This is a genomic window from Kitasatospora sp. NPDC056531, assembly GCF_042794375.1.
In the GTDB taxonomy this organism is placed as follows: Bacteria; Actinomycetota; Actinomycetes; order Streptomycetales; family Streptomycetaceae; genus Kitasatospora.
The window spans coordinates 1-10,072 of the sequence record NZ_JBHTTU010000148.1; the positions used below are offsets into that span (position 1 = coordinate 1).

A 10,072-nucleotide genomic window follows, 5' to 3' on the forward strand; every position below is an offset into this window, starting at 1 on the left:
GACACTGGGGTGGAGGACACCCGCCGAAGTCTTCAACGAGCAGCTACTGTTGATCCAACAGGGTGCTGTTGTTGCAACGACTGGTTGAACCTGGGCAGTGATCACCGGGGCCCCGGGAGCGCGGTGCCTACCCGGCCGCCGCGCTCGCGGGGGGCTGGAGGTGTGCCCCATGCCCGGCAGGGGCGATCAACCGACCGTTGGCGGCCTCCGCTCAGGTGCGGCCGGAGCCCAGCGGCTTTCCACCACGATCGCGGTGACCACCCCGACCACGGCAACCGCCGCGAGCACTCCGAGCTCAGCCATGGCCTCATCCCTGGAATACGGGCTCCACAGCGCGTGAATGGTCACAACCAGCGAGACCAGGCCGATCGGGGCACCGGCGAGTGCCGCGGCCGCAGGGGCGTATCGACCGCGCCGCAGGACTGGCACAGCCACCAGGAGCAGCACCAGCTCGCAGACCGGGAAGGCGGGACGGAGCGCACCGTCGAGCATGCTCAGGGATCGGAAGAGGCCATACATGACCGTGTGGCCCCACATCACACCGCCGACCAGCACCCCCGCGACTGCGGCTAGACCGCGTCGCCAGGTGGCCGGGCCCAGCAGGTCCGGCGGGGCGGCGAGCAGGATCAGAACCCACAGCGACTGGGGGCCGACCTGGATGACCAGGCCGACCAGGCTCCTGATCCACACCGTGTGGTGGTGCGCCATGAAGTCGAGATTCTCGACAAGCCAGGTCACGACCGCGAGCAGCACGGCGACCGGTCCGAGCAGCCGCGCGACCGTCCACCGCCCGAACACGGCAGCGCCCGCCACGGCCAGGAACAACGCCTCGCTGCCCCGGCCGATCCAGTACGCGTAATAGAACGGCGGGGCGGACGGAACCCACAGAGCCGCATCCCCGTGGCGCAGCCAGTCGCGTGCCAGCGCGTAGAGGTCCATCAGGGAGATGCCCGCCGCCGCGGCGGCCGCGAACGGCGCGGCCATCGCCGCCAGGCGTGCGAAGGTACCGCCGGACCTCAAGCCCAGACGAGCCCGCACGCCGTGCCCCGCCAGGTCGAACAGCTCACGCGCGACGGCCCAACGGCCCGCGCCGGCCGTGATGCCGGCGAACACTGCCGCGATCTCCTCGCCCCACTCACGCCGGTACTTGGCCGGGTACAGGCGCAGGGCCCCCCTCAGAACGCGGTCGCTCATGATGCAAAGGCCCCCTTCAGCCACGGACGGGCGGCGGACAGCCGGCGATCGGCCTCGGCGGCGACGGCGCGGAGGCGTTCCGCCTCGGCGCTGAGCACCTCGCGGCCGGAGTCGCTGAGGGCGTAGGTGCGACGGGCCCGGCCGTCGACGATCTCCTGGCTCTCGACCCGGATCAGGCCCTGACCGAGCAACCGTTCCAGCGCGCCGTAGAGAGTGCCGGTGCGCATCTTCACCCGGCCGTCGGAGATCGCGGCGATCTCCTGGATGAGGGCATAGCCGTGCCTGGGGGCATCGGCCAGCGCGGTCAGCAGAAGCAGCGTGGGCTCCTGCAGGGAGCGTTCTGTCATGCGCCTATATATATCTCCTACCGGCATATGCTGTCCTGCGAATCATCGCTGGAGAGCGAATGTGCGTCATGACCGCTGCCTTACCGGACGGTTGGAACAAGCTGCTGCGCCGAGAGCCACCGGTGTGACTGACCGGCATGCCCGGCTGCTGCTTCTCCTGCCGGTGCTCGGCGACTCCGCCGTCCCGGCAGGGGCCGTGGACACCGTCACCGAGGCGCTGATCGCCCAAGGCGCCCCCGAGGGATGCTCGGCACTGGCCCGACGTCTGCTCGGCGGCCACCCGATGTGGGGCGCCCAGCCATGGTGGTTCGACGCGGACGAGCGGAGCTGGATCTGCGACGGCGAGCACAGCCCGCGGCAGACCCCACTCGGCGACCACCTGCCCCAGCACCGACGCACCGATTTGGAATCCTGCCTCAGGGCGGACCCGAACGCCTGTACCGTCAGGCCGCAACAGCGATCGCCGGGGCCAGGAAAGCCTCCTGTCCATCGAAGAGCCAGCGGTCCTTGAGGCAGTGCCAGAGCTGGCCGAAAGGCTTCGGAGCTGAGCTTTGACTCTGTCGGGGATCTTGGCTGGTGCTGCTTCAGTTGACGGCTCGCCAGGACCGTAGGCGCGGGATGCCCTGCTGGGCGAGATAGTCCTGGAAGGCCGTCGGTGGTCGTGGAGGCGCGCTTTCGCCGGGCGGCTGCCGGCTGAGGCGTTCGATGTTGACGGCGATGGCGGTGAGTACGTGCTGCAGGTGGGCCTTGGCCTGCCCGCGGTAGCGGCAGCGGCGCATGCCGTGGCCGTGGGCGAACTCGCAGATGGTGCCCTCGATGCCGGAGCGGACCGCGTAGCGCTTGTGCCAGGCCGGTTCCTGCTGCTCTGCGCGGTTGCGCAGTTGCAGTTCGAGCAGCTCTCGTGGGGGAAAGCCCACGTTGCGCGCGGAGTCGCGGGAGGTGGTGCACTTGGCTCGGGCCGGGCAGGGTTGGCACTGGCTCTTGGTGAAGCGGGCCACGATCAGCGGGGCCGCGGTCGGCGAGGATGTCGGGTAGGGGCCGTGCCAGCCCTTGCTGACCTGGCCCTGCGGGCAGGTGACCTCCTGGCGGTCGAAGTCGATGCGGAAGTCGTCGCGGGCGAAGCCCTCGCCTCGGCGGTGCTGGTGGGTGGGGTTGCCCGGCAGCGGTCCGACGACTGTGATCCGGTGTCCGCGTTCGGCCTGCTCGAGGTGGACCAGGGAGGTGTAGCCGCCGTCGACCAGGTGCTCCTCGGGTCGCAGGCCCCGACGTTCCAGGCGGGTGTGGATGCCGGGCAGGACCTCGGTGTCGGCGCTGGTGGCCGGCATGGTGACCACGTCCGTGATCACATTGGGGCCCTCGCCGGAGCAGGTCTCGGTCGCGTGCGCGAGGAACCCCTTCCAGCAGGTGACCTGCCCTCGGCGCGCGTAGCGGGCCGTCAGGTCGTAGGGCGAGATGATCCGCTTCGCCGATGGTGGCAGACCGCTGTCGTCGTCATCGTCGCGCCAGCACAGGCGCCCGGTAGGGTCCCAGTGGTAGTTCTGCACCAAGACCTGCCGCAGGGCCTGCACCTGGGGGCCGGCCAGCAGGCCGGGATGGTTGCAGCTGAGGTGTTCGAGCAGGCGACGGGCATCTGCCCCGGTGGTGTTGATCCTGGTCTTGGGCCGAGTGGGGTTCTTGCCCAGGCGGACCGGTCGTCCGTAGCGGCGTCCCCGGTCCTCATCGACCAGGTCGTTCAGTGCGTGGCTGGCGGTTCGGGCGAGTTCCTCGAGGGCCGCGCGCATGGCCTCGGTGACCAGTTCGAGGCGGGTCAGGTCACGCACGGCGGCCAGGACGTGGGTGGAGTCCGTGCGTTGGGTGGTGCGTTCGCGGACCAGTCCGGCCTCCTTCAGGCGGGCGAGGGCGAGATCGAGGAGGTGGTCCGCCCGCCGTCCTGCAGCAGGCGGTCGCGGAAGTCACTGAGAACGCTGTGGTGGAAGCCGGGGTCGTCGAGCTCGAGGCCGAGCGCGTACTTGAAGTCGATGCGGCAGCGCACGGCCTCGGCGGCATCGCGGTCGGAAAGGCCCAGCAGGAACTGCAGCACGCTCACCGTGGCCAGCTGCGCGGGCGAGAGCCCCGGGCGCCCGTCGCGCGGGTACCAGTCGGCGAAGTCTTCGTCCCGCCACAGGCCGCCGAGACGGTCACGCACCCACATCGCCGTCGTACCACCGGGGTTGCTGGCCCGCGCCATCCGCGCGGTCAACACCGGGACCTCGGCACTGTGGGTGCCGATTAATCATCCGGCCTGTTCAAGCGGCATGTTGGTACTCGTGGAGGGTTCCGCCCAGTCGGTCTCGCCGACGGACCTCCAGATGGCCGATCTGTGCTGGTTCGTTGATCGGTTCGGGTAGCGGGCGGAGTGGCGCGGCTTGCGTCAGGGTTCGGTGCGGCCGGTGCTCGTTGTAGAAGGTCTCGAACTCGCGCAACGCGTGGAGAAGGTGGTGCTGGTTCCAGATCAAGGTGCGGTCCAGCAGCTCGCGTCGGCAGGTCTGTATCCAGCGCTCCATGACGGAGTTCATCCGCGGTATCCGGATGCCGGTGGCCACGATGTTCAGGCCAGTGTTGGTCATCAGGGCGTCGAAGGAGGCCGTGAACTTCGAGTCGCGGTCTCGGATCAGGAACCTGGTCCTGCTGCCGAAGTCGTCCAGGTCCATGAGGAGGTTGCGTCCGAGCTGCACGATCCTCCCCCAGCCTTCGGCCGGGAGGTACCCCCATCGCCGTCGGGTGTGCGGTGGCGCCCAGGATTCGGATGCGCCGGATGGAGTGCTCGATGGCGGCGAAGACGTACAGGCGGGCCCCGGTCAGGGTGCGGGTCTCGAAGAGATCGCAGGCAAGCAGGGCCTCGGCCTGGCTGCGCAGGAAGTCGGCCCAGGTCGTGCCCTGCCGCTCGGGCGCGGGTGGGATGCCGTGCTCGCGGAGGATCTCCCAGACGGTGGAGGCGGCGACCTTGATACCGAGGGCTGCGAGTTCGCCGTGGATCCGGCGATACCCCCACGAGGCGTTCTCGCGCGCGAGGCGCAGGACCAGGGCGCGGATCGACCGGACCGTGGGCGGGCGTCCACGGCGCTTGGACACGCAGGTGGTGGCGTGGTGCCGCTTGAGCAGGTCGCGGTGCCAGCGCAGGATCGTGTCCGGGCGGACCAGGAGCAGAAGGTGCCGCAGCTTTCCCATCGGGACGTGGTGGAGCAGGCCGGCAAGGACGGCACGGTCGGTGTCGGTGAACCTGGGCTTTCCGACCTGGCGTTGCAGGAGCAGCAGTTGGTGCCGCAGCGCCAGGATCTCGATGTCCTTCTCGCGGCCGCTCATCGGCAGCAGGCGTAGTAGGGCGAACGCGTTGGTCGCGGCCCTCGGTGGCGCAGCCGTCGTGCATTTTTGCCCAGTTCTGCGCGAAGGAGGTGACGGCGCTGGAGGTGCTGGAGGCCGTGACCCGCTGCACCCGCTTGTCGCCTTCAGTCCCCAGACGGCTGACGAGCTGCGCGAAGTGCTTCCAGTCCTTCGCGGCTTGGCGGAGCTTGCCCGGATCACCCTGAGGCCAGAACTTCTTGAGGATCTCGTGGACGAGCCGGTGTCGTTGTGCCCGGCCGCGGAGCGCAGCTTGGCCTTTGCGACCTCCTCGTCGCACTGCGGATCGGCCGACTCGGGGAGCTTCTGCGGGGCCATCAGAGCGGCAGCGACATCCGCGTCGGTCTGGAGGTAGCTGATCGCCATGGTGTACAGGCCGTTGGAGGTTGCCCCGAGTTGGCCGACAACCTGGGCCATCGCGTCGACGAGTTTCTGCGCGGCGGGGTCGTACTTGGCGGCGAACTTCTTGCCGGCGTCGTCATCCCCCGCCATGCTCGCAGCGTCGTCCAGGGAGAACACCAGGCTCCGGTAGAGCTGGGAAGCAGAGTTATGCAGGTCGGTGAAACCGGCAGAGGACAGGATCATGTCCGCTGGCTTGACATGGAAACTCGTCATCAGGTCCCCCAGTTTTCCGTGCTGTTCACGGTAGCAAGAGCCCACACCCACTGGGCGCTGAACCGGGGCCGCGCCGGGCCTGGCGGGGGCGTTACTGCGGGCGGTGTCCGGTGAGCTGCTCCCACCGGTCGAATGCCTCGTCCAGCTCTTGACGCGCGCGCGGGATGCGCTTGTCCGACTTCTGACTGGCTTCCACCTTGGCCAGCCGGTCCCTCGCCTGCTCCTGGTCGGCTGTGTCGGCTTTCGCCGCACGCAGCTCGGCCTCGGCCTGTGGCACGCGTGCCCGCCGCTCGGCCCTGGCGATCTTCTCGTCGGCGGCGGCGTTGAACACCGCGACGACGAACCTGCGTACCTCGGCCTCCGGTGTCTCCTCCAGGGAGACGGACACCATCTGTCGGCGGCCGTCCGGAAGCGCCACGTAGACGTGGCCGCTTCCGTCCGAATACTCGTCACGGACCGAGACCTCGGGCAGCGGGCACTCGACGTCGCGGCCGCCCACCTCCACCACCAGCACGTGCTCGTACAGCCACAGAACGCTCCCGACCGACGACCGAAGCATGCCTCGCCCGGGTGACCGGAGCCGGGCGAGGTCTGCCTCTGCCTGGGCGATGCGGCTCCGGCGGGCGCGCTCGGCGGCTTCGACTGCGGCGCGGGCCGCGGCGAGAGCGCGGTCCGCTTCGCGGTGCAGCCCCTGCAGTTTGCCTCGGGCGGTGTCCAGGTCGCGCCGCTGCCCGGCATATTCCGTGCTCAGGGCGTAGCGCCATCCACCGGGGTAGCGCTGACGTAGCCAGATCGCCACGCCGCCAACCAGCAGCGCGGCCAGCACCGTCCAGCCTACGTACTCCATCAGCCCGCCCTCTGCTTCAGCGGCCGGCAGCTGCCCGGCCAGGTCCAGACCGGATCGTACGAACCGTTGTCGGCCCGTACACGGGAATTCGGGCATCCGGCCCCGGACCGGCGTGGATGCCCGCGTATCGGCGCGAACGCGCGGCTCGGATTCAGCGGGCCGTCGTGGTGGGGGCGGCGGCGCGAGCCCGTACGGCGGTGGCCTCCGGGCGGCTCACCGGATCGGGCCTGAGGACGTCTGTCAGAGGCGACGAGCGCAGGACGTGGTGGTAGCCGGCGGCGCCGCCGCCGCGCAGGGATTCCAGGTAGAACACCCGCAGGATCACCGCGAGCTCGGCCTTGGTGACGTCCACGCTGTGCCGGCTGGAGCCGTCGACCGGGCGCGCCCTGGCGAGTGCCGCGCCCAATAGACCGGCGTCCACCCCGGGCAGGAGGCCGAGCTCCGCGTCCTTACAGACGGTACGGAGTAGAGGAAGGTCGAAGCCGCGCACGCTGATCGTGGTGTCAAGCACGCAGTCCGCCACAGGTGCGACGGGCCGCTCAGCCAGGCGTTCCCGCAGGACCCGGTAGCGCAGGAGGTCCTGCCCCAGCTCGGTGACCCGGAGCGCCCACACCGGACGCGATGCGCTGGCGGCGAAACCGTCGAGCAGTTCGGGGCTGGCGAACTCGCACAGCTTCGCTCTGACGAGGCGACGGACGGTCCCGTGTTCCGCGATCCGGCGCTCCAGCGGCAGGTCCCCGGTCAGCCAGCCGGAGCTCTCGGCAGCGGCGGCCTCCAGCATCACCCACTCATCCTGACTCAGCGCCACAGACCCCTCCCTCAACGTGACTGCACCGATCCTGCCACGCCAACCCACCACGGCGCCCCGCCTTTCACACTTCCCGGGCGCGGGACAGGAGATCGCCCCACCCCCCCGATCTGCCCGAACCCAGGGACGACCGGACTACGAAGGACCGGCGACTTCTCAAAGACCTGGTCGCTGTCCACGGCGAGGACGCCCGCTGCCTGGGCCCCGCGGCGGAATCCGCCGAGCGTGAGCACTGGCCGGGTGGGCTCTCCTGCGGTGCCCCGGGCGGTCGAAAGAGTGTGTACCGGCCGAGGAAGTTGAGGAGGTCGGGGCCGGGGCCGGCTTCCTCCGAGCGGGTGGCCGGCGCGAACCCGGGCCGATCGCGGATGTCGTCTTCGCCCTGGCCGCCGCCCATGGCTCGTGGTCGGGCTGGGCGGTCACCTGAGCCTCTCGACGGTGGCGGCCTCCAAGATGGTGCCGGGGCGCCACCGGTGTGATCGGTGACGAACAGTCATGTCAGGATGATTACTGACTGGTAATCCGATGATGCCCAGTCCGTGAAACCGCACCACCGTAAGGAGTCACCATGCGTCGACGCATCCCGGCCCTCGTTCTGACCGCTGCCCTGGCCGGGGGTGCCCTGGCGACGGTCGCCCAGGTCGCCGCTGCCCAGCCCGCCGCGGCGGCCTCGATCACCGTTGACCTCAATAAGATACGCCAGCAGGTCCAGGACCTTCGTCAGAAGGCCAGCCGGCTGGACCACATGGGCGAGAGGGACGCGGCCCGTAAGGCCCGCGCCCAGGCCGACGCCCTGCAGCACCGGATCGACCAGATCGAGAAGGCCGACCGCGAGACCAGCCACCACTTCTGACGGCCAGCGCGTCCTCCGCGCCGCCCGCACATCCCGCACATCCTGCGCCGCCTGCCCCCGCCCGTTCCCCGGGCCGGGGGAAGGCTCAGCGGCACGGCTGCACCATCCGGTTCGGCAGGGCCAGCACCAGCGATGGCACGGGGCGCGGCTTCCCAGCGGTGGCAGTGATCATTAAGGTGTGGAAGCTGTGAGCATGCGTGGATCCGGTGACGACCCGTGGGAAGAGTTCGTCAAGGAGTTTGAGAAGGACAACGCGGTACGGGAGCCGAGTGTCGCCGAACAGGCGCGGCGGCCCGTGCGACGAAACGCGCGACGTCGGCTGCTGCTTCCGGTGGCCGCTGCGCTGCTGGTGGCAGCGGGCACGGGGGCGTACCTGCTCCGGCCGTCGAGCCCTGCACCGGCCGCGCTGGCTGCGCCGGCATCGCCCGATCGCTCGCCGCACGTGGCGACGCCGTCGATCAGTGCTTCGTCGACGGCATCCGGCGCTCCGGTCTCGGCGATGCCGCTGTCCGTCTTTCCGGCGCAGGTCCAGGGGTACACGCTGGTGGCGAGCGTGGCGCGCTCGAACTGCACCGGCCCGGACACCGTCGCGCCGACCCTCGCCGGGTTGATCACGCAGGGCCACGGCTGTCTCGGAGTCAACCTGGCGCTGTACAAGGACGCCGAAGGCAACCAGTACAACGTGGCGCTGTTCACCATGGCGGACCAGGGCGACGGCGTGCACCTGGTGAGCTTTCTCAGCTCCCACGCCGACTCCTTCCAGGTCGCCGTCCATGTCCCGCCCACGGATTCGGGTCTGCGCCGGTTGCCGGCCGACAGCGGCCGTGTGCAGAGCTTCGCAGCCTACGGGCACGGCGTGGTCGTCGGTTCGGCCCAGTGGTCCGACGGCCGGACCGCAGACCTCGACAAGCTGTCCGATCAGCTCTCGCCGCTCGCCGACGCTGTCATCAAGACCGTTCCCGCCTGACGGAGCGCCCCGCCCGACTCGGTCCTCCGCGAAGGGCGCGGCGCCCTCCTGGGCGCCCACTGTCGGCGGCAAGTGAAAACTGCCGTTCTCGTGAACAAAGCCAGCTGAGCGTCCACCAGCACCGTCAGTGACCAGGACAGCCGCGAACTCGCAAACTAACTGTGACTCAGCACGCTACTTGTCGCTAACAGTGCTCCTCGACGTGCGCCTCTCTCGTCAGGCCAGCATGGCAATTGTCGCTAAATCAGCGAGGTATCTGACAGCTGGTGATCATTCGGCAAGCAAGTTGTCGCCAACTCCGAACCGAGGCGCTACTTGACCAAGTGGAAATCGGGGTGCTGCAGCCATGCCCGCAGGAACTCCACGTCGCCGACGTGCCGATGCCACCGCCCTCCGCCCCCGGTGTCATAGGAGATCTCCGCGAGCCTCCCCGGGAGGGCTGACGCCAGGGCCCTCCCCCGGGCCAGCACCGCCTCGTTCCCCGTGTCGTCTCCCGCGGCGGGGAGGCTACTCAGGAGACCGTCGAAGTCGACCAGCGCATCGAGACGGAGGGCGAGAGTGAGCGCCAGGTGACCGAGTAGCACGTGGTTCACCGAGCCCGAGCAGCCGGCTCCGACTACAAGCCCCTGCACCGGTGGACGAGCGAAAGCTGAGTAGTCCTCGTCCTCGGCAGGCATCTCCTCGTCCTCTGGTCCGAAAATAACGGCTGACTGACCGCGGGCCGGCGGCGGTCATGCCGCTTCGATGGGTTCGAAGCGGACGGTCAGACCGAGGGCGTTTGCCTGCCGGGTGATCCTGCGCAGGGCGCGTTCGGGGTCGTGTCTGGTGTAGTAGTCGCCGCCCAGGTCGTGGAAGCCCGCGTCCTGGGTGAGCATGTGCCATACGGCGGTGAGGATGGAGTGCTCGAGGGCGACCAGGGCCTTCTTCTTGCCCAGGCGGGGCATCAGGCGCATGTAGCGGGCGCCGAGGTAGGTGCGGGAGGCCGCCATCGCGGCGGTGCCGAGCGCGGCGCCGAGCCAGCGGTTTCCGTGGCGTCTGCGCCCGGACTTCTGCTTGCCTGCGGACT

11 protein-coding genes and 2 pseudogenes are annotated in these 10,072 nt (G+C 69.6%); 4 read left to right on the forward strand and 9 right to left on the reverse strand.

Annotated elements, in window-relative coordinates; translation table 11 throughout:
- Positions 1-186: 186 nt before the first annotated feature.
- Both ACFQ87_RS42130 and ACFQ87_RS42135 read right to left on the reverse strand, forming a co-directional pair.
- Positions 187-1,194, reverse strand: coding sequence for a hypothetical protein (locus ACFQ87_RS42130; protein WP_380616265.1), 1,008 nt, complete (start codon positions 1,192-1,194; stop codon positions 187-189).
- Complete coding sequence (locus ACFQ87_RS42135) at positions 1,191-1,541, reverse strand: PadR family transcriptional regulator (RefSeq protein ID WP_380616266.1); 351 nt, start codon at positions 1,539-1,541, stop codon at positions 1,191-1,193. The genes ACFQ87_RS42130 and ACFQ87_RS42135 overlap by 4 nt, the downstream gene beginning before the upstream one ends.
- Positions 1,542-1,665: 124 nt before the next feature.
- On the opposite strand from ACFQ87_RS42135, the gene ACFQ87_RS42140 reads away from it, so the two are divergent.
- Positions 1,666-2,052, forward strand: coding sequence for a hypothetical protein (locus ACFQ87_RS42140; protein ID WP_380616267.1), 387 nt, complete (start codon positions 1,666-1,668; stop codon positions 2,050-2,052).
- Between the two features lie 73 nt (positions 2,053-2,125).
- On the opposite strand, the gene ACFQ87_RS42145 is transcribed toward ACFQ87_RS42140, so the two are convergent.
- The 3 genes and pseudogenes from ACFQ87_RS42145 to ACFQ87_RS42155 all read right to left on the reverse strand — a co-directional run bounded on the left by ACFQ87_RS42145 (position 2,126) and on the right by ACFQ87_RS42155 (position 4,883).
- Positions 2,126-3,361 carry a transposase gene (locus ACFQ87_RS42145; RefSeq protein WP_380616268.1) on the reverse strand — a complete coding sequence of 412 codons (1,236 nt, stop codon included), beginning with the start codon at positions 3,359-3,361 and terminating at the stop codon, positions 2,126-2,128.
- Positions 3,362-3,426: 65 nt separating this feature from the next.
- Positions 3,427-3,726 (reverse strand): transposase, encoded by a 300-nt coding sequence (locus ACFQ87_RS42150; protein WP_380616269.1) that lies wholly within the window; start codon positions 3,724-3,726, stop codon positions 3,427-3,429.
- Between the two features lie 100 nt (positions 3,727-3,826).
- Positions 3,827-4,883: pseudogene (locus tag ACFQ87_RS42155) on the reverse strand (integrase core domain-containing protein).
- Positions 4,884-5,315: 432 nt separating this feature from the next.
- Here ACFQ87_RS42155 and ACFQ87_RS42160 point away from each other — a divergent pair.
- On the forward strand, positions 5,316-5,648 hold the full coding sequence (locus tag ACFQ87_RS42160) for a hypothetical protein (protein WP_380616275.1): 333 nt from the start codon (positions 5,316-5,318) through the stop codon (positions 5,646-5,648).
- On the opposite strand, the gene ACFQ87_RS42165 is transcribed toward ACFQ87_RS42160, so the two are convergent.
- The gene (locus tag ACFQ87_RS42165) at positions 5,626-6,381 is read right to left on the reverse strand and encodes an ABC transporter C-terminal domain-containing protein (RefSeq protein ID WP_380616270.1); all 756 of its coding nucleotides are present in this window, start codon (positions 6,379-6,381) and stop codon (positions 5,626-5,628) included. The genes ACFQ87_RS42160 and ACFQ87_RS42165 overlap by 23 nt on opposite strands.
- Before the next feature lie 151 nt (positions 6,382-6,532).
- Positions 6,533-7,189: a hypothetical protein gene (locus tag ACFQ87_RS42170; RefSeq protein WP_380616271.1), complete on the reverse strand. Its 657-nt coding sequence runs from the start codon at positions 7,187-7,189 to the stop codon at positions 6,533-6,535.
- A 565-nt stretch (positions 7,190-7,754) separates the two neighbouring features.
- Between ACFQ87_RS42170 and ACFQ87_RS42175 the strand changes: the two genes are divergently transcribed.
- Together ACFQ87_RS42175 and ACFQ87_RS42180 are read left to right on the forward strand one after the other, a co-directional pair.
- On the forward strand, positions 7,755-8,039 hold the full coding sequence (locus ACFQ87_RS42175) for a hypothetical protein (protein ID WP_380616272.1): 285 nt from the start codon (positions 7,755-7,757) through the stop codon (positions 8,037-8,039).
- Between the two features lie 178 nt (positions 8,040-8,217).
- Entirely contained in the window at positions 8,218-9,006 is a 789-nt protein-coding gene (locus ACFQ87_RS42180; RefSeq protein WP_380616273.1) for a hypothetical protein, read from the forward strand.
- A gap of 311 nt (positions 9,007-9,317) precedes the next feature.
- Here the strand turns inward: ACFQ87_RS42180 and ACFQ87_RS42185 are convergent, their stop codons facing one another.
- Positions 9,318-9,683 (reverse strand): DUF6368 family protein, encoded by a 366-nt coding sequence (locus tag ACFQ87_RS42185; protein ID WP_380616274.1) that lies wholly within the window; start codon positions 9,681-9,683, stop codon positions 9,318-9,320.
- A 54-nt stretch (positions 9,684-9,737) separates the two neighbouring features.
- Positions 9,738-10,072: pseudogene (locus tag ACFQ87_RS42190) on the reverse strand (IS110 family transposase); the annotation flags it as partial.